The 17,854-nt window shown below is 71.2% G+C and carries 17 protein-coding genes; 11 read left to right on the top strand and 6 right to left on the bottom strand.

The window, feature by feature from the left end; translation table 11 throughout:
* The 4 genes from efeB to ABC271_RS06305 all read left to right on the top strand — a co-directional run bounded on the left by efeB (position 1) and on the right by ABC271_RS06305 (position 4,225).
* Positions 1 to 1,281 (top strand): iron uptake transporter deferrochelatase/peroxidase subunit, encoded by a 1,281-nt coding sequence (gene efeB / locus ABC271_RS06290; RefSeq protein WP_412924041.1) that lies wholly within the window; start codon positions 1 to 3, stop codon positions 1,279 to 1,281.
* Between the two features lie 252 nt (positions 1,282 to 1,533).
* Positions 1,534 to 2,739, top strand: coding sequence for an LLM class flavin-dependent oxidoreductase (locus ABC271_RS06295; protein WP_412926112.1), 1,206 nt, complete (start codon positions 1,534 to 1,536; stop codon positions 2,737 to 2,739).
* Position 2,740: 1 nt separating this feature from the next.
* Complete coding sequence (locus tag ABC271_RS06300; RefSeq protein WP_412924042.1) at positions 2,741 to 3,385, top strand: CE1759 family FMN reductase; 645 nt, start codon at positions 2,741 to 2,743, stop codon at positions 3,383 to 3,385.
* A gap of 237 nt (positions 3,386 to 3,622) precedes the next feature.
* A complete protein-coding gene (locus ABC271_RS06305) occupies positions 3,623 to 4,225 on the top strand; it encodes a class I SAM-dependent methyltransferase (RefSeq protein WP_412924043.1) in 603 nt (200 codons plus the stop codon).
* 24 nt (positions 4,226 to 4,249) lie between these two features.
* Here the strand turns inward: ABC271_RS06305 and ABC271_RS06310 are convergent, their stop codons facing one another.
* Positions 4,250 to 5,032 carry a DNA/RNA non-specific endonuclease gene (locus ABC271_RS06310; protein WP_412924044.1) on the bottom strand — a complete coding sequence of 261 codons (783 nt, stop codon included), beginning with the start codon at positions 5,030 to 5,032 and terminating at the stop codon, positions 4,250 to 4,252.
* A 46-nt stretch (positions 5,033 to 5,078) separates the two neighbouring features.
* On the opposite strand from ABC271_RS06310, the gene ABC271_RS06315 reads away from it, so the two are divergent.
* Positions 5,079 to 5,840 (top strand): fructosamine kinase family protein, encoded by a 762-nt coding sequence (locus ABC271_RS06315; RefSeq protein ID WP_412924045.1) that lies wholly within the window; start codon positions 5,079 to 5,081, stop codon positions 5,838 to 5,840.
* Positions 5,841 to 5,851: 11 nt separating this feature from the next.
* Here ABC271_RS06315 and ABC271_RS06320 read toward each other — a convergent pair whose 3' ends face one another.
* Positions 5,852 to 6,469, bottom strand: coding sequence for a DedA family protein (locus tag ABC271_RS06320; RefSeq protein ID WP_412924046.1), 618 nt, complete (start codon positions 6,467 to 6,469; stop codon positions 5,852 to 5,854).
* 133 nt (positions 6,470 to 6,602) lie between these two features.
* On the opposite strand from ABC271_RS06320, the gene ABC271_RS06325 reads away from it, so the two are divergent.
* Complete coding sequence (locus tag ABC271_RS06325) at positions 6,603 to 8,567, top strand: glycosyltransferase (RefSeq protein WP_412924047.1); 1,965 nt, start codon at positions 6,603 to 6,605, stop codon at positions 8,565 to 8,567.
* 121 nt (positions 8,568 to 8,688) lie between these two features.
* Here ABC271_RS06325 and ABC271_RS06330 read toward each other — a convergent pair whose 3' ends face one another.
* Complete coding sequence (locus ABC271_RS06330) at positions 8,689 to 10,026, bottom strand: aggregation-promoting factor C-terminal-like domain-containing protein (protein ID WP_412924048.1); 1,338 nt, start codon at positions 10,024 to 10,026, stop codon at positions 8,689 to 8,691.
* A gap of 302 nt (positions 10,027 to 10,328) precedes the next feature.
* Between ABC271_RS06330 and ABC271_RS06335 the strand changes: the two genes are divergently transcribed.
* The 3 genes from ABC271_RS06335 (at position 10,329) to ABC271_RS06345 (ending at position 14,559) form a co-directional block, all read left to right on the top strand.
* Positions 10,329 to 12,626: a polyribonucleotide nucleotidyltransferase gene (locus ABC271_RS06335; protein WP_412924049.1), complete on the top strand. Its 2,298-nt coding sequence runs from the start codon at positions 10,329 to 10,331 to the stop codon at positions 12,624 to 12,626.
* Between the two features lie 225 nt (positions 12,627 to 12,851).
* Positions 12,852 to 13,877, top strand: a complete 1,026-nt coding sequence (locus ABC271_RS06340; protein ID WP_412924050.1) for an aldo/keto reductase — start codon at positions 12,852 to 12,854, stop codon at positions 13,875 to 13,877.
* 79 nt (positions 13,878 to 13,956) lie between these two features.
* On the top strand, positions 13,957 to 14,559 hold the full coding sequence (locus ABC271_RS06345) for a histidine phosphatase family protein (protein ID WP_412924051.1): 603 nt from the start codon (positions 13,957 to 13,959) through the stop codon (positions 14,557 to 14,559).
* A 44-nt stretch (positions 14,560 to 14,603) separates the two neighbouring features.
* On the opposite strand, the gene ABC271_RS06350 is transcribed toward ABC271_RS06345, so the two are convergent.
* Positions 14,604 to 15,074 carry a GNAT family N-acetyltransferase gene (locus ABC271_RS06350; protein ID WP_412924052.1) on the bottom strand — a complete coding sequence of 157 codons (471 nt, stop codon included), beginning with the start codon at positions 15,072 to 15,074 and terminating at the stop codon, positions 14,604 to 14,606.
* An 82-nt stretch (positions 15,075 to 15,156) separates the two neighbouring features.
* Here ABC271_RS06350 and dapB point away from each other — a divergent pair, with 82 nt between their 5' ends.
* Both dapB and ABC271_RS06360 read left to right on the top strand, forming a co-directional pair.
* On the top strand, positions 15,157 to 15,969 hold the full coding sequence (dapB, locus tag ABC271_RS06355) for a 4-hydroxy-tetrahydrodipicolinate reductase (RefSeq protein WP_412924053.1): 813 nt from the start codon (positions 15,157 to 15,159) through the stop codon (positions 15,967 to 15,969).
* Positions 15,966 to 16,418 (top strand): tetratricopeptide repeat protein, encoded by a 453-nt coding sequence (locus tag ABC271_RS06360; protein ID WP_412924054.1) that lies wholly within the window; start codon positions 15,966 to 15,968, stop codon positions 16,416 to 16,418. Before dapB ends, ABC271_RS06360 begins: the two co-directional genes overlap by 4 nt.
* A gap of 40 nt (positions 16,419 to 16,458) precedes the next feature.
* On the opposite strand, the gene ABC271_RS06365 is transcribed toward ABC271_RS06360, so the two are convergent.
* A complete protein-coding gene (locus tag ABC271_RS06365; protein WP_412924055.1) occupies positions 16,459 to 17,373 on the bottom strand; it encodes a TIGR01777 family oxidoreductase in 915 nt (304 codons plus the stop codon).
* Complete coding sequence (locus tag ABC271_RS06370) at positions 17,366 to 17,791, bottom strand: OsmC family peroxiredoxin (protein WP_412924056.1); 426 nt, start codon at positions 17,789 to 17,791, stop codon at positions 17,366 to 17,368. Before ABC271_RS06370 ends, ABC271_RS06365 begins: the two co-directional genes overlap by 8 nt.
* Positions 17,792 to 17,854 lie beyond the last annotated feature (63 nt).

Raw genomic sequence — 17,854 nt, forward strand, 5'->3', positions numbered from 1 at the left:
ATGAGCGAGGTCGAGAACTCCCCGGATGCCACGGGCCTGTCGCGGCGCGGCCTGATCGGCCTCGCCGTCGGGGCCGGTGCGGCGGGCCTCGCGATCGGGGCCGGTGCGGGTGTCGCGGGCGGGGCTGCGCTGGGCCGTGCGCGCGAGCGGCAGGTTCAGGATGCCGTGGCGTCGGGGGATGGCATCCATCAGCCGGGGATCACCACGCCGGTGCAGGACCACCTTCACTTCGCGTCCTACGACATGATGGCGCGGACCACCCGGGACGACCTCTCGTCGCTGCTCGCGGACTGGACGTACGCCGCGACGCGGATGATGCAGGGCCTCGAGGTGAGCGCCACCGGCGCGGTCGGGGGATCACCCGAGGCTCCGCCGGACGACACGGGCGAGGCGCTGGGGCTGCCCGCCAGCAACCTCACGATCACGTTCGGGTTCGGACCGTCGCTGTTCGACGACCGTTTCGGCCTCGCGGACCAGCGTCCAGCCGGGCTCGAGCGCCTGCCCGCCTTCCTGGGCGATGACCTCGACCCCGAGCGCTCCGACGGCGATCTGTGCATCCAGGCGTGCGCGGACGACCCGCAGGTGGCCGTCCACGCGATCCGCAACCTCAGCCGCATCGCCTTCGGGCGCGCGAGTATCCGGTGGTCGCAGCTCGGATTCGGGCGCACGTCCAAGACGACCACCGATCAGGCGACCCCGCGGAACCTCTTCGGTTTCAAGGACGGCACGGCGAACATCCTGGCGAACGACGCCGAAGCGCTCGACGAGAACGTGTGGGTGTCGGCATCCGAGGGGCCGGCGTGGCTCGCGGGTGGGTCGTATCTCGTCGCGCGGCGCATCGCGATGCTCATCGAGACGTGGGACCGCACCCGCCTCGCCGAGCAGGACCGCGTGGTCGGGCGAGACAAGGCGCAGGGGGCTCCGCTCTCCGGCGGGGACGAGTTCACGGCACCGGACTTCGCCGCGACCGACGCGGCGGGCAAACCCCGCATCGACGAACGCAGTCACGTCCGTCTCGCGCATCCGGAGATGAACAACGGCATCCGGATCCTCCGCCGTGGCTACAACTTCGTCGACGGCACCACCGACCTCGGCCGGCTGAACGCCGGTCTGTTCTTCCTGTCGTTCCAGCGCAGCCCCGACCGGTTCGTCACGCTACAGAAGTCCCTGGCGAATGACGCCATGGGGGAGTACCTCAAGCACGTCGGTTCGGGCCTGTGGGCCGTGCCGCCCGCGCCGAAGGCCGGCGCGTCGATCGGCGCGGGGCTGCTCGGCGCCTGAGGCTGGGGCGTCGGCGGCGGGCGGCTGCTGGAGGCTGAGGCCGCGGCTCCCGCGGCTTCCCCGCGATGAACGGCATCCGCGCCAGGAAACGCGTTCTCGTCGCGTTTCCTGGCGCCGATGCCGTTTATCGGTGTCTGCGGATGGATGCCGGCGACCGCGGGAATAGATCTCGCGGTTCTGCGTTTCACGATGTATATTCAGGTGCATACAAAAAGGAAGGGCATCGTGAACGAGACGAACAACTGGCCCGGGATGCAGTTCGGTGTCATGACGGTGAGCGACATCACCCAGGACCCGACCACCGGCAAGACCCCGAGCGAGGCCCAGCGCATCAAGGACACGCTGACGATCGCGAAGCACACCGAAGAGGTGGGGCTCGACGTCTTCGCCCTCGGTGAGCACCACAACCCCCCGTTCTGGTCGTCGTCGCCGACCACGACCCTCGCGTACATCGCCGCCCAGACCGAGCGGCTCATCCTCACGACCTCCACGACCCTCATCACCACGAACGACCCGGTGAAGATCGCCGAGGACTTCGCGATGCTGCAGCACGTCTCTGGTGGTCGCGCCGACCTCATGCTCGGCCGCGGAAACACCGGCCCCGTCTACCCGTGGTTCGGCAAGGACATCCGTCAGGGCCTGCCGCTGACCATCGAGAACTACGACCTGCTCCACAAGCTGTGGCGCGAGGACGTCGTCGACTGGGAGGGCAAGTTCCGCACACCGCTGCAGGGCTTCACCTCGACCCCGCGTCCCCTCGACGGCGTTCCCCCGTTCGTCTGGCACGGTTCGATCCGCACGCCCGAGATCGCTGAGCAGGCCGCCTTCTACGGCAACGGCTTCTTCGCGAACAACATCTTCTGGCCCAAGGAGCACTACCAGCGCCTCATCATGCTCTACCGCGAGCGCTTCGCCCACTACGGCCACGGCACGCCCCAGCAGGCGATCGTCGGCCTCGGCGGCCAGGTGTTCATGCGGTCGAACTCGCAGGACGCGGTGCGGGAGTTCCGCCCGTACTTCGACAACGCGCCGGTCTACGGCCACGGCCCGAGCCTCGAGGACTTCAGCGAGATGACCCCGCTGACCGTCGGCTCGCCGCAGCAGATCATCGACCGGTACGCCGCGATGCGCGAGACCTTCGGCGACTACCAGCGTCAGCTGTTCCTCATCGACCACGCCGGACTCCCGACCGAGACGGTGCTCGAGCAGCTCGACATCCTCGGTGGCGAGGTCGTCCCCGTGCTCCGTAAGGAGCTGCAGAAGAACCGTCCGGCCGAGGTGCCCGACGCCCCGACGCACGCGAACCTGGTCGAGAAGACCTACGCGGGTGCCGCTCCGCGGCAGGCCGTTCCCGGCGCGAACCGCGGCGACAACCTGACCGCGGGCAGCCCGTACCAGGACGCCCCGGCCAAGGCCGGCAGCGCCTTCGGTGCCGCTGCGACGCGAGTGGGGGCCTGACATGACCGCCCGCCGTATCGCGGTCGTGACCGCGGGGCTGTCCACCCCGTCGTCGACGCGGATGCTCGGTGACCGACTCGCGCATGCGGCGCTCGCCGAGCTCCGCGAGCGTGGGATCGATGCCACGAGCGACGTGTTCGAACTGCGCGACTTCGCGCACGACCTGACCGACAACCTGCTGACCGGCTTCGCGCCGCCCGCGCTCGAGCAGATGATCAACTCCGTGGTCTCGGCCGACGGCCTCATCGTGGTGACGCCGATCTTCTCCACGAGCTACTCGGGTCTGTTCAAGTCGTTCATCGACGTGCTCGACCCGCAGGCTCTCAGCGGCACGCCGGTGCTCCTCGGCGCGAACGCGGGGACCGCTCGCCACTCGCTCGCGATCGATTACGCCATCCGCCCCCTGTTCACGTACCTGCATGCGAACCCGGTTCCGACCGGCGTGTTCGCGGCATCCAGTGACTGGGGTGCGAACGCGGACGAGGTCGCCCCGCTCGGTGCGCGTGTCGACCGCGCCGCGCGGGAGTTCGCCGACGCGATCGCCGCGCGCGAGCCGGTTCAGGACGCCGACCCGTACGACCCGGCCTCGTACCTGGGTGCGGGCAAGTCGTTCGGCCACCTGCTGGGCGGTCTCGCCGGCGAGTGACCCGTTCGAAGCCCCGCTCTCCTTCGGGAGGGCGGGGCTTCGTGCTGTGCGGCCGGCGTGCGTGGGCTCCGCGTGCTGCGCGGCGTGCGCGGGCGCGCTGGCTCAGTGATCCGCGCAACCTCAGTCCGGTCGCGGGGATTCGTGCTGAGGTCGTGCAGATCGCTGAAGGTTGTGCGGGCGCGCGGCGCCGACGTCGCGCGCATCACCGCGGTCCTGCGCCGGCCATAGGGTGAGGGCATGGATGCCGAGCAGTGGGACGCGCGCTATCGAGCCTCGGTCGGAGGGGTGTGGGCGAGCGAGCCGCCCGCCGTGGTCCGTGAGATCATCGAGCCGCTGGAGGCGGGATCTGCCGTCGACGTGGCCACCGGGGACGGGCGGACGGCCCTGTGGCTCGCGGCCCACGGCTGGGCGGTCACCGGTGTCGACTTCTCCGCCGAGGCGCTCGCCATCGCGGCGTCCCGGCCCGGCAGCGATGCGGTGTCGTGGGTCCAGGCCGATGTCCACGCGTGGGAGCCTGTGGCATCCGTCGATCTCGTGGTGTCGTGCTACCTGCACCTGAGCGACAACGCTTCCGCGATCGCGCGCATCGCCGAGTGGGTGGCGGTCGGCGGGACACTCGTGGTCGTCGGACACGACGTCGAGAACATCGCGGCCGGGGGACACGGACCGTCGGACCCCGCGATCCTCTACACGCCCGAGCTGCTGCGGGGTGCTCTCGACGACCGGTTCCGGATCGAGCGCTGTGAACGGATGATCCGAGGTACCGCGGACGCCGAACTCCGCGGCGGGCACACGCACGCCGCGGTCGATACGGTGCTGCACGCGGTGCGCGTGCGCTGAGCCCGCGCGGCGCGGAGCCGGCGATCAGAGCACGATGTCGTCCGGACCCCGCAGTTCGCGAGCACCCGCCGGTCGAACGCCGGGTCGCACGAGGACGTCTGCGCCCGCGAGCGGACCGACATCGACGCCCGCCTCGGCGGCGATGTCGGCGATCGGCACCTGGAACGTGCGGAACGCCCCCAGGGGAGGCACGCGCAGGCCCTGACGCGTATCGACGAGCGAGGTCTGGTCGAGCACGAAGCCGGCGGCGGCGAGTCCCGCGTCGGAGCGCCAGGCGGCGATCTTCCAGAACCGCAGAGGCACCCGGATGCCGCGGTAGGGAGGATCTGCCTCGTCGAGCACCGGCGCCGTGAAGACCACGATCCGCTGGTCGGTGGTCTCGGCGTAGGCGAGCACGTGGTCCTCGAGCCCCAGCCAGAGTTCCTTCGACTGGTTGAAGCCCGCGGCCTGTGGGGCGGCGTTCGTGTAGAAGAACGTGGCGGTGGTGGCATCCCGAGCCTCGGACACGCTGCCCCACCCGGGATCGCGGCGCCGAACGAGATGGCCGCGATCGAGGTCGTTGCGGCTGTAGATCTCGGGACCGGCCTGCGCGGTCTCGGGTGCGCGCGGGTCGAGCCGCCATTCGCCGGAGCGGGGCAGGTCGAGCAGCGTCGCTCCGTCGATGACGACGCCCGTGACGGCGGCGAACCGCCGCACGGGGTCGAGCAGCACGGAGAATCGCGGGTAATCCAGTCGGATCGTCTCGACGGCGGGGGAGGGGAGGGGCAGGGGGATGCCGAGGAAGTCGGGGTCGAAACCGTCGCTCATCGCCCCATCGTGCCCGCAGCCTCCGACATCGCGACAGACTGGGACGATGGAACGGCTGGTGAAGTCGCGGGACGACGCGCCCGCGGGGTTCTTCGCGGCGGAGGCCGCGGGTCTGCGGTGGCTCGCCGAAGCGGACGGCGCCCGAGTGGTCGAGGTGCTCGAGATCGCGCCGACGCGCATCGCGCTCGAACGCGTGGAGACCGTGCGCCCCACGCCGGAGGCCGCCGAGGAGTTCGGCGCGGCGCTCGCCGCCACCCACGACGCGGGAGCCGCGGCGTTCGGCGATCCGCCGCCGGGCTGGACGGGCGACATCTTCATCGGACGCCGGTTGCAGCCCGCGCGCCCCGAACCGCGATGGGGAGCGTTCTACGCCGTCCAGCGCGTCGAGCCGTTCCTCGACCCCGCCGTCGCGGCGGGGAACCTCACGGCATCCGGGGCCACGGTCGTCCGGCGGGCGTGCGCGCTCATCGCCGCCGGAGCCTTCGACGACGACGCGCCCCCGGCTCGCCTGCACGGTGATCTGTGGTCGGGCAACGTCCTGTGGTCACGCGAGGGCGTCGTGCTCATCGACCCCGCGGCGCACGGGGGTCACCGCGAGACCGACCTGGCGATGCTCGCCCTCTTCGGCTGCCCGTTCCTCGACCGCATCCTCGAGGCGTACGACCGGCGGCATCCGCTGCGTCACGGCTGGCGGGAGCGTGTGCCCCTGCACCAGTTGCACCCCCTCGCCGTGCACGCCGCCGGACACGGACCGGCGTACGGCGACGAACTCGTGGATGCCGCCGAGCGCACGCTCGCGCTCGCCTGAGCTCGAGCGGTTCAGGCCGACACGTCCCGGGCGGTGCGGCGGCGTGCGCGGCGTGCGAGCACCAGGTCGATGCCGACGCCGAGGCCCACGGCGACCACGATCGACACGATCACCGCGACCACCGGCCCACCCGGGACCAGCGCGGCGACGACCGCGCCGATGACCGCCTGGTACGCGGCCCACGCCATCGCCGCGACGGCCGCGACGCCCAGGTACCGCGCCGGGTTCACGCGCGCCGCCCCCGCCGCGAGGTTGACCGCGAGCCGGGCGAACGGCACGAACCGCGCCGTGAAAAGCACGACCGCCGCGTTTCGTTCGAGGCGCGCTCGCGCCCACTCGAGGGCCGCGCGCACCCGCGGCCCTCGCATCCACGCCCAACGCTCGACGCCGACGGCGCGCCCGACGAGGTAGCACGAGAGGTCGCCGCAGAACGCCGCGGCGCCCGCGACCGCGATCACCGCGACGAGCGGCGGGGTGCCGTGCGAGACGGCCAGCGCACCGAACGCGGTGACGGCCGCTTCGCCGGGGATGACGACGAGGAACGCATCGGCGAACACGAGCAGGGCCATCGCCGGAAGCGCCCACGGGCTCGCCGCGAGAGCCCCGAGCCAAGCGTCGATCCCATCCACCCGGTCACTCTCCGCCGCCGATCGAGACGCGCCGCCCACGCGGCGGTGACGCGGCGCGGAGCATCCGGTGAACATCGCGAACGTCGGGCCCTGATCGACGCCGCGGTGCGTCGGCGGGTCCCACCCTGGAGGCGTGAGAGTCGCGCTGCTTGCCGAGTCCTTCCTCCCGCACATGAACGGGGTCACCGGTTCCGTTCTGCACGTCCTCCGTCATCTGGCGGAGGCAGGTCACGAGACCCTCGTGATCGCCCCCAAGTCCGGAGACGTCACCGCCGACCTGCACGGCGCGCGCGCGGAGCTGCTCCGCTCGGTGCCGCTGCCGTCCTACCCCGAGGTCCGCGTGGTGTTCGCGCGCGCGGCACGCCTCGGTGCGCTGCTGCGGGAGTTCCGTCCCGACGTGGTGCACCTGGCATCCCCCTTCGTCCTCGGCTGGCAGGGACTCGCCGCCGCCGAGGCGCTGAAGATCCCCTCGGTCGCCGTCTATCAGACCGACGTCATCGCCTACGCGCAGAAATACGGCCTGCCGCAGGCCACCGCGCTCGTGGCGGGGCACGTCACGCGGCTGCACCGCCGCGCGACGCTCACCCTCGCGCCCTCCTCGGCGTCGTCGCGGCAGCTCGAGGGCCTCGGCGTCGACCGCATCCGCCGGTGGGGACGGGGAGTGGATGCCGTCCGCTTCGCGCCCGAGCACCGTGATGAGGCGTGGCGCGCCGCCGTCGCCCCGAACGGCGAGCGCATCGTCGGCTATGTCGGACGCCTCGCCCCCGAGAAGCAGGTCGACGACCTGCGCGCGCTCGCCGACGTGTCGGGGACGCGCCTGGTGATCGTGGGCGACGGGCCGTCGCGTCCGGCGCTGGAGAAGGCGATCCCGGATGCCGTTTTCACCGGCCACCTGTCGGGTCACGACCTCGCACGCGTGATGGCGGGATTCGACGTGTTCGTGCACCCCGGCGAGAGCGAGACCTTCGGGCAGACGATCCAAGAGGCCCTCGCGAGCGGTGTGCCGGTCGTCGCGACCGGCGTCGGCGGACCCCTGGATCTCGTGCGTTCGAGCGTGGACGGCTGGCTCTACAAGCCGGGCGACCTCGACGACCTCCGGGCGCGGGTCGCCGACCTCGTCGGCGACGACTCCAAGCGGCAGGCCTTTGCGCGCGCGGCTCGGGAGGCCGTCGCGGGCCGCACGTGGGAGGCACGGACACAGGAACTGGTGGGGTACTACCGCGAAGCCGCGGCGCTGCGCTCGATGGACGAGGGAATGCTCGTGCGCGGCGGTGAGCGGCCGGAGGTTCCCGCGCAGCGCACCCGTGGCCGGTGGACCCGCTTCGTGGCGCTGGGTGATTCGCTGACGGAGGGTCTGTGCGATGCCTCCCGCATGCCGGAGGGCCAGTTCCGCGGCTGGGCGGACCGTCTCGCCGAGCTGCTGGCGCACACGAGCGACGAGGGTCCGTTCCGCTACGCGAACCTCGCGGTGCGCAGCCGCCGGGTGCGGCACCTCATCGACGAGCAGATCCCCGCGGCGCTGGAGATGCAGCCGGATCTGGTGTCGATCCTCATCGGCGCGAACGACCTGGTCGGGCCGGCGCCCGTGATCCCCGCGCTCGTCGCCGAGGTGGAGTCGGCCGTGCGTGCCGTGCGCCGCACCGGCGCCGATGTCCTGCTCGTGACGACGTTCCTGCCGCGGAGGGCGGCCGCCCGGATCTTCGCCCGCCGCTTCTCGGCGTACAACGTCGAGTTGCGGCGCATCGCTCGCGCGCACGGGGCGATCCTCCTCGATCTCGAGGCCGTCGCGGAGATCGGCGACCTTCCGCTGTGGGCCGATGACCTCGTGCACCTCCGGTCGCGGGGTCACCGGCTCGTGGCCTACCGCGCGGCCGAGGCACTGGGCGTTCCCGACGCCGATGCGTTGCTCGGCCTCGACGAAGCACTGCACGCCGACGACGACATCCCGCAGGGTGGGTGGCTCGTGCGCGACGCGTTGCCGTGGGTGTGGCGGCGCCTCCACGGTCGCACCGCCGGCGACGGCATCCTGCCCAAACACGACGGCTACGTCGAACTCCCCACGCGCGGCGATCGCCAGCGCCAGCCCGCGTCGTCCTGACCGCGGCGGATCGACCGGCCTCGAGAACACACGATCCGGTCCACCGCATACGTCGCGAGCGTCTCGAACGTGCGTGCTCGGGCGGATCGTGTGCTTTCGGCGCGAGGCACCGGGCGCCGGATCAGTACCAGCCGGTCGACTCGGAGTGGGCCCACGCGCCACAGGGGGAGCCGTAGCGGGACTTGATGTACGACAGACCCCACGCGATCTGTGTCGCGGCGTTCGTGCGCCAATCCGGACCGGCCGCGGCCATCTTGTCTCCCGGAAGGGCCTGAGGGATGCCATAGGCACCGCTCCACGGGTTGTAGGCGTCCGCGCGCCAACCGGACTCGCGATTCCACAGGGAGACGAGGCAGGAGAACTGATCGTCGCCCCAGCCGTAGCCGCCGAGTGCGCCGCGGGCGTAGTCCCGAGCCTGGCTGGGACTCATCGTGGGGCCCGCGGGCGCCGTCGTGCCGCCCGACCCGGATCCGCCGCTGCCGCCCGGGGTCGAGCCGCCGCCGGATCCCGCCGATCCCGAGCCCGACCCGGATCCTCCGCCCGTGCCGCCCGAGGAGGATCCGCCCGAGCCGGAACCGCCGGATCCCGATGCTCCGCCCGAACTCGAACCGCTGCCCGATCCGGTGCCGGATCCGCCCGACCCCGACGCGGGGCCCGAACTCTCTCCGCCGCTTCCGGATGCCGGCCCGCCGCCCGACGACCCGCCGCCGGTGGCACCGCCCGGTTCGGCCGCCTGTGCCGCCGTCTGCTGCGCCAGGTGCGCCGCTCGCTCCTGCGCCGCAGTCGTCTCGCGCAGCGCGGCGAGGCGTGCGAACAGCTCGTCGAGGCGGGTCTGCGTGGCGGCGACAGTGGCTGCCTCGGCATCCGCCCGCGTGGTGGCCTCCGCGGCGGTGGTCTCGGCTTCACTCGCCCGGCGCGCCGCTTCCGTGCGCGCCTGGTCCGCCTGTGTGCGCAGCGACTCGGCGACGTCCGCCGCGCTCTGGGCCTCGCCGACGGTGCGCGCTGTCAGGGTCGTCACCCGATCCAGGATGCCGAGGCGGTCCAGCAGGGAGTCGGGGTCGGCCGACGTCAGCAGCTGAGCGACGAGGGGGCCGGTGGCCGTCGTTCGATACAGGCGGGATGCGCTCGCTCCGGCTCGCGCGCTCGCCGCGGCGAGGGTCGCATCGGCCGCGGTGCTCTGAGCGGTGAGCGCCTCGGCTCGCGCCGCGGTGCTCACCGCGAGCTGCCGCGCGCGCTCTGCCGCCGCGGACGCGTCGAGGGCGCCACGGGATGCGGCCGCCGCCGAGGCCTCGGCGGCATCCAGCTGCTGCTGGACTTCGCGCACCGCCGGATCGTCGTCGCCGACGGCGGCAGCGCGCGGGGGAGCGGCGATCGCGCCGCCGGCAGGTGCCGTCACGAGGGCCGCGCACACGAGGACACACGCGAGAACGGTGTGACGTGTGTGACGTCTGAGGCCCATGAGGCGAGGGTACGGCACGAGCCCGCGGCGAACCACCCGTGAAAGCCCGGCACTGATAGGCTCTCGGAGGGTGCCGCCATGGCATCCGCTCAATTACATATGAGCTCACGGAGCAGGCCGGCAGACGCTGGTCCCCTGTGGTGGACTCCCCGTCATGACGCCGGGTGGTCGTCTACTGGTGGCCAGTCGCCGGGATTCCGGGCCGACGAGTCGGCGCGCCCTTTCTGCCTGTTCCTGCTCCTTCGCATGTCCGCTCGTCGCCCACACGGGGCGGCGAGCTTAAACAAAGAAGGAGGGACCTCTTGGAAGGTCCAGAAATCACCGCCGCTGAAGCCGTTCTCGACAACGGCCGTTTCGGCACCCGTACCGTCCGCTTCGAAACCGGTCGTCTCGCGCAGCAGGCGCAGGGCGCCGTCGCCGCGTACCTCGACGAAGAGACCATGCTTCTCTCGGCCACCAGCGCCGGCAAGCACCCGCGTGAAGGCTTCGACTTCTTCCCGCTGACCGTCGACGTCGAAGAGCGTGCATACGCCGCGGGCAAGATCCCCGGCTCGTTCTTCCGTCGTGAGGGTCGCCCCTCCACCGAGGCCATCCTCGTGTGCCGTCTCATCGACCGCCCGCTGCGTCCGTCGTTCGTCGACGGTCTCCGCAACGAGGTGCAGATCGTCGTGACCGTGCTCTCGATCGCGCCGGGCGAGTTCTACGACGCTCTCGCCATCAACGCCGCGTCGCTGTCGACCCAGATCTCGGGTCTGCCGTTCTCGGGCCCGATTGCCGGTGTGCGCCTCGCGCTCATCCCCGGCCACGGCGAGCACGCCGACCAGTGGGTCGCGTTCCCGACCGTCACCCAGCTCGAGGACGCCGTCTTCGACCTGATCGTCGCGGGCCGCGTGCTCGACGACGGCGACGTCGCCATCATGATGGTGGAGGCCGAGGCGACCGAGGGCAGCTGGAACCTCATCAAGGGCGGCGCCACCAAGCCGAACGAGCAGGTCGTGGCCGAGGGCCTCGAGGCCTCGAAGCCCTTCATCCGCGAGCTCGTCGCCGCGCAGAACGTCGTGGCCAACACCGCGGCCAAGGAGATCCAGCCCTACCCGGTCTTCCCCGCCTACAGCTCCGAGGTCTACGACTTCGTCGCTGGTCGCGCGTACGACGACCTCGTGGGCGTCTACCAGATCGCCGACAAGCAGGACCGCCAGAACGCCGACGACGCCGTCAAGGATCGCGTCAAGGCCGAGCTCATCGCGGCCGTCGAAGCGGGCGAGCTTCCCGCCGGTGCGCCGCTGGAGTTCTCCGGCGCCTACAAGTCGGTGACCAAGAAGATCGTGCGCGGCCGCATCCTCACCGAGGGTGTGCGCATCGACGGCCGTGGCCTGGCCGACATCCGTCCGCTCGACGCCGAGGTGCAGGTCATCCCGCGCGTCCACGGTTCGGCGATCTTCCAGCGCGGCGAGACCCAGATCCTGGGTGTCACGACGCTGAACATGCTCAAGATGGAGCAGCAGATCGACTCGCTGTCGCCCGTGACGCACAAGCGTTACATGCACCACTACAACTTCCCGCCATACTCGACCGGTGAGACCGGCCGCGTGGGTTCGCCCAAGCGTCGCGAGATCGGGCACGGCTTCCTCGCCGAGCGCGCCCTCGTGCCGGTGCTGCCCAGCCGCGAGGAGTTCCCCTACGCCATCCGTCAGGTCTCCGAGGCGCTGGGCTCGAACGGCTCGACCTCGATGGGCTCGGTGTGCGCGTCGACCCTGTCGCTGCTGAACGCGGGTGTGCCGCTGCGCGCTCCCGTCGCCGGTATCGCGATGGGTCTGGTCTCGGACGAGGTCGACGGTCAGACGCGCTACGCCGCGCTGACCGACATCCTCGGCGCCGAGGACGCCCTGGGCGACATGGACTTCAAGGTCGCCGGTACGAGCGAGTTCGTCACCGCGATCCAGCTCGACACGAAGCTCGACGGCATCCCGTCGTCGGTGCTGACCGCCGCTCTGCAGCAGGCTCATGAGGCTCGTCTGACGATCCTCGGCGTGCTGAACGCCGCGATCGACGCTCCCGACGAGATGGCGCCCACCGCGCCGCGCGTCATCAGCGTGCAGATCCCGGTCGACAAGATCGGCGAGCTCATCGGCCCCAAGGGCAAGACGATCAACGCCATCCAGGACGAGACCGGCGCCGACATCTCCATCGAGGAGGACGGCACCGTCTACATCGGCGCGACCGACGGCCCCTCGGCCGAGGCCGCCCGCGCCCAGGTGAACGCGATCGCCAACCCCACCAACCCCGAGGTCGGCGAGCAGTTCCTGGGCACGGTCGTCAAGATCGCGACCTTCGGTGCGTTCATCTCGCTCCTTCCCGGCAAGGACGGCCTGCTGCACGTCAGCGAGGTCCGCAAGCTCGCCGGTGGCAAGCGCGTCGAGAACGTCGAGGACGTCCTGTCCGTCGGCCGCAAGATCCTGGTGCGCATCACCAAGATCGACGACCGCGGCAAGCTGTCGCTCGAGCCCGTGCTCGACGAGGCGGCCACGACGCCCGAGCCCGCGGACACGCAGAGCTCGGCCGCCGCGAGCGAGGGCCCGGAGGCTCCCGCCGAGGGCTGATCCCTCCTCACCGGATGCCCGTCCCGCGTTACGCGGGGCGGGCATCCGTGCATTCCGGTCACGCGGGTGCCCGTGACGCCGACGGCATCAAGCGTTATGCAATGTTTATCGCCGAGCCGGGCGAATCGGCGGTCGCTTTTCGCAGAGGCCCTACCCTCGAACTACGCGTCGGGGGCGAGGCGGGCGCAGCCGGCGTCCGAGATCCGACGCATCGAGGAGAGGCCCATGAGCGGCTCGGGCGTCGATGAGACGGCCCCGCCGCCCCTGCGTCGAAACCGCGCATCGCATCCGTCCGCCCCGATGACGCTGCAGGGCCCCGGCCTCGGATCGCACGTTCGTGTCCCGCTCGGCGAGACCGGGTTCGACGTGTTCCCGCTCTTCCTCGGGGGCGGCGAATTCGGCTGGAACGTCGACGCCCAGGCCAGCCACGAGATCCTCGACACGTACGTCGAGCTCGGCGGGAACGCGATCCACACGGCCGACAGCTACGCGGCCGGCCGCAGCGAGTACATCATCGGTTCCTGGATGCAGTCGCGCGGAATGCGCGACGAGATGGTTCTCACGGTGCGTATCGGTCGGCATCCGGACAATCCCGGTCTCGGCGCGGTGAACCTCGTCCGTGCGGTCGAGGCGTCGCTCAGTCGACTCGGTACCGACCGGATCGATGTGCTCTCTCTGGATGCCGCGCGCGGCGATACCGCGGTGTTGGAAGACACCCTCGCCACGTGCGAGTGGCTCGTCGAGAGCGGCAAAGTCCGCGCCATCGGCGCGCACGGGTATTCCGCCTCTCAGCTGGTGGAGGCGAGAATTCTCTCGTCGGCGGGTTACCCGAGGGTGACCGTGCTCGACGTGCCCTACAACGTGCTGCGTCGCGACGAGTTCGACGGCGACCTGCGGCTCATCGCGTCCGCGCAGGGGATCGCGGTGACGCCGTCGCATCCGCTCGCCCACGGGTTCCTCGCCGGCGAGACCCGGACGCGGGGCCAGCAGGCCAGCTCGGTGCGCGGGTCTCAGCTCGCCGTGCACTTGAACCGCCGTGGGTCCCGGGTGCTCCGCGCGCTCGACGCCATCGGGGATGAGCTCGGAATCCCGGATGCCGCTGTCGCGGTGGCGTGGCTTCTCGCGCAGAAGGTCGTGACGGCGCCGATCGTGAACGCCTTCGCCGCGCGTCACGTCGTGGAGTGCATGCGCGCCGTGGGCGTGCGACTGAGCCGAGCCCACCTGTCGGACATCGCCCGCGCCGCAGAGTGAACGGCCCCGTGTCGGGGGCGTGACGTAGGCTGGAAGTGTTCTGCGGGGGGCCCGCACACTGACGACGAGGTGAGCTGACGTGACGCATTACATCTACCTGGTGCGCCATGGTGAGCACCAGGATGCCGAGCACGGACTCACCGACGGACCCCTGTCGCCCCGCGGCCATCGTCAGGCTGCGCTCCTCGCCGATCGGCTGTCCGGACTCCCGCTGGACGCCGTATGGCACTCGCCTCTCGAGCGCGCGGCGCAGACCGCCCGCGCCGTGGCAGAGCGCTTGCCGTCGGTGTCGCCCGAGGCATCCGCCCTGCTGTTCGACTGCGTTCCGACGGGCATGACGCCCGAGACTCCCGCGGCTTACGAGCCGTTCTTCGGCTCGGTGACCGAGGCCGAGATCGAGGCGGGGCGGGCGCAGATGTCGGATGCCACGGCCGAGTTCCTGGCCCGCAAGACCGGCGAGGTGCACGAGCTGCTGATCACCCACAACTTCGTGATCGCTTGGTTCGTGCGCGAGGTTCTGCAGGCCCCGGACTGGCGATGGATGACGATCAACCAGGCCTTCTGCGGCCTGACCGTCATTGCGCAGAAGAAGGGTCGGCCCTGGACTCTCCTGTCGCACAACGACCTGTCGCATCTGCCGGTCGAGCTGCGCACGGGGCTCGTCGACCCGCTCCCGGTGTGAGGCGAGGGGTGACACCGACGGCGGCATGACTCCCGAGGACGGCGTCAGTCCAGCACCTTGCCGTACCACCTCGTCGCGTTGGCGTTGTCGTTGTAGGCCGGGATCGCCTCGAACCCCGACCGTGCGTAGAGCCCGCCCGCGGCGTCGAGCGTGTGATGGGTGTCGAGCACGAGTTCCGCGGCGCCGCGCTCACGCGCGCGGCGTTCGAGGTCGTCGAGGATCACACGGCCCCAGCCGCGGCCACGTCCGCTGTCGCGGACGAACAGGTGCTTCACCTCGTCGCGCGGTCCGTGGGGTCCCTCCTCGATCCGACGGATGCCGCCGCACCCGACGGGGTGACCCTCGTCGTCATCCAGGACGACGAAGACCCCGGCCGGCTCGACGAACGTCGCGGGGGAGGGGAACACCGTCCGGTATCCGCCGCCGGGGAAGATCGACGCACGCAGCGCGAAGTACTCCTCGAGCAGCGCATGGGCATCGGGGGCGTCGACGGGGGAGGTGCGGATCGAGACCATCTGTCGATGCTAAGCGAGGGGTGCCGCGGCGCGTCTGTGGACAGAGCGTTCCGACCCCCGCGTCGCCGCCTAGGCTGACACCATGACCACACGCGTAGCCATCGTGGGCGCATCCGGAAAGCTCGGCGGAGTCATCCGCGACGTCGTCGAGTCGGAAGAGGGGTACGAGGTCTCCGCCGTGCTCGGTTCGGGCTCCGACCTGGGCGAGCTCGACGGCGCCGATCTGGTGATCGACGCGTCCACCCCGGCGGTCTCGATCGACGTCGTCCGCGCGGCCATCGAGCGCGGCATCAACGTGCTCGTGGGCACGTCCGGCTGGTCGAGCGAACGGATCGCGCTGGTGCGCCCCCTGGTGGATGCCAGTGGCACTGGCGCCGTGTTCATCCCCAACTTCTCGCTCGGCTCCGTCATCGGCACCGCTCTGGCTGCGGCGGCGGCACCCTTCTTCCCCTCGATCGAGATCGTCGAGGCGCATCGCGAGACGAAGGTCGATTCGCCCAGCGGTACCGCGGTCCGAACCGCGGAGCTGATCGCGGCGGCGCGCGAGAAGGTCGGTCCGGTGCAGTCGCCGCACGTCGACCAACGCGCGCGCGGCCAGCAGGTCGCCTCGGTTCCCATCCACTCGCTCCGTCGCCCCGGTGTCATCGCCCGGCAGGAGACGGTTCTCTCGGGCGCGGGGGAGTCGCTCACGATCGTGCATGACACGATCGATCCGGCCACGGCCTATGCTCCCGGCATCCGAATCGCCTTGGCCGCCGCCCGCGAAGCGCGAGGCGTCATCGTCGGGCTCGACAGCTTCATCGACATCGGTGTGCGTACGCGCCCCGCCCGCGCCGAGGCGCCCATCGCCGACGACGACGTGTCGGGGCAGGTCGCCGGCGTCACCAGCGCATGAAGACGCGCGTCGCCGTCGCGGTCATGACGGTGCTGTTGCTGCTGTACATCGTGCTGGCCGGTCAGCGTGCCGTGGTGCTGCTGACCAGCGGTGACGGCGTCGGCGTGGCGATGGGGGTCGCCCTCATCGTGCTGCCGATCATCGCTCTCTGGGCCATCGGGCGCGAACTGTGGTTCGGTGTTCGCGCCCAGAGGCTCGGCGAGACGTTGGATGCCGAAGGCGGGCTGCCGCGTGAGGAGATCGAGGTGCGGCCGAGTGGCCGCGCGACCCGCGACGACGCCGATGCCCTGTTCCCGGCCTACCGCGCCGACGTCGAAGCTCGGCCTGGCGACTGGCGCGCGTGGTACCGCCTCGGACTCGCCTACGACGCGGCCGGCGATCGCCGTCGTGCCCGCGAGGCCGTCCGGAAGGCGATCTCCCTCGAGGCAGTCAACCGGCGAACCGCCTGAGACGCCTTCCGTGGGCGACGGCGCGCCCCCGCGGGCGCGCTCAGCGCCCGGCGGGAACGGCCGAGGCCACGGCATCCTCGACGGTGGCGTGCTGGAACGCGAAGCCGTCGTTCTCGAGGACGGCGGGGCGAACATCGGCATCCGAGGTGAGCAGCGCCTCCGTCGCGTCGCGCCCGAGTGCGAGCTTCATGCCCCACACCGGGGCCCGCAGGACGTAGGGCCGGTTCATGCGTCGCGCCAGGGCGAACCCGAGGTCGTTCGCGGTCGCCCGGCTGGGGCCGGTGAGGTTCACGGGGCCCTCGATACCGGAGTCGATGACGTGGCGGATGGCGCGCACCTCGTCCTCGAGCGTGATCCAGGGCCACACCTGCGTGCCGCGTCCGATGGGACCGGAGACGCCGAGCTTCGTCATCAGCAGGAGGGGCTTCAGCACCCCGCGCTCGTGCACGATCGGGGCCGTGCGCAGCAGGGCCACGCGGGCCCGCGAACCGGCTCCGCGTGCGGCGCTCTCCCACTCCTCGCAGATGTCCGCGAGGAAGCCCTCGCCGCGGCGGGACGACTCGGTGAGGACGGCGCCCGGTTGCGAGCCGTAGTACCCCGTCGCCGAGGCGTTCACGAGCGCGGGCGCGTCGTCGCCGAGTTCGCGGATCGCGGTGGCGAGCGTCCGTGTGGGGGTGATGCGCGACCACAGGAGCTGGCTCTTGTACGACGGCGTCCAGGGGAATCTACCGATCGAGGCGCCGTTGAGGCACACCACGGCGTCGGCACCGGCCAGGATGCCGGGATCGAGGGGGGTGGCATCCTGCAGCCACTGCACCTCGTGCGGGCCGGAAGCGGGGTGCCGCACGAGCGAGGTGACCTCGACACCGTCGCCGCGGAGCGACTCCGCGAGAGCGGAGCCGATGAGGCCCGACGCGCCGGCGAGAATGACGCGTCGGGCCGAGGACTCAGGCAAGCGTGGCCTCGAGCGTGATGTCGATGCCCGCGAGCGCCTGCGAAACGGGGCAGTTCGCCTTCGCGTCGTTCGCGATCTTCTCGAACGTCGCCGCGTCGAGGCCGGGGACCACGGCGTTGACGTTCAGGTGGCTGCCGGTGATGCCGGTGCCGGGCTTGAAGGTGACCGAGGCGGTCGCGTGGATCGACTCGGGAGGGGTGCCGTTTTCGGCGAGGGCGTTGGAAAGGGCCATGCTGAAGCACGACGAGTGCGCGCCGGCCAACAGCTCTTCGGGCGTGGTGACCGAGCTGGAGCCCTCGCTCCGCGCCTTCCAGTTCACGTCGAACGTGCCGATTCCGGACGAGGTGAAGGTGACTTCGCCCGATCCCTCGAACAGGCTGCCCTTCCAGGCGGTGGTGGCTTCGCTCGTGACGGCCATGGGAACCTCCGGCTTTCCGCGCAGCCCCGAATGGCTGCGGCGGAAGTCAGCCTAGCCACGGCC

The sequence above is a fragment of the Microbacterium canaveralium genome (assembly GCF_047238045.1).
In the GTDB taxonomy this organism is placed as follows: domain Bacteria; phylum Actinomycetota; class Actinomycetes; order Actinomycetales; family Microbacteriaceae; genus Microbacterium.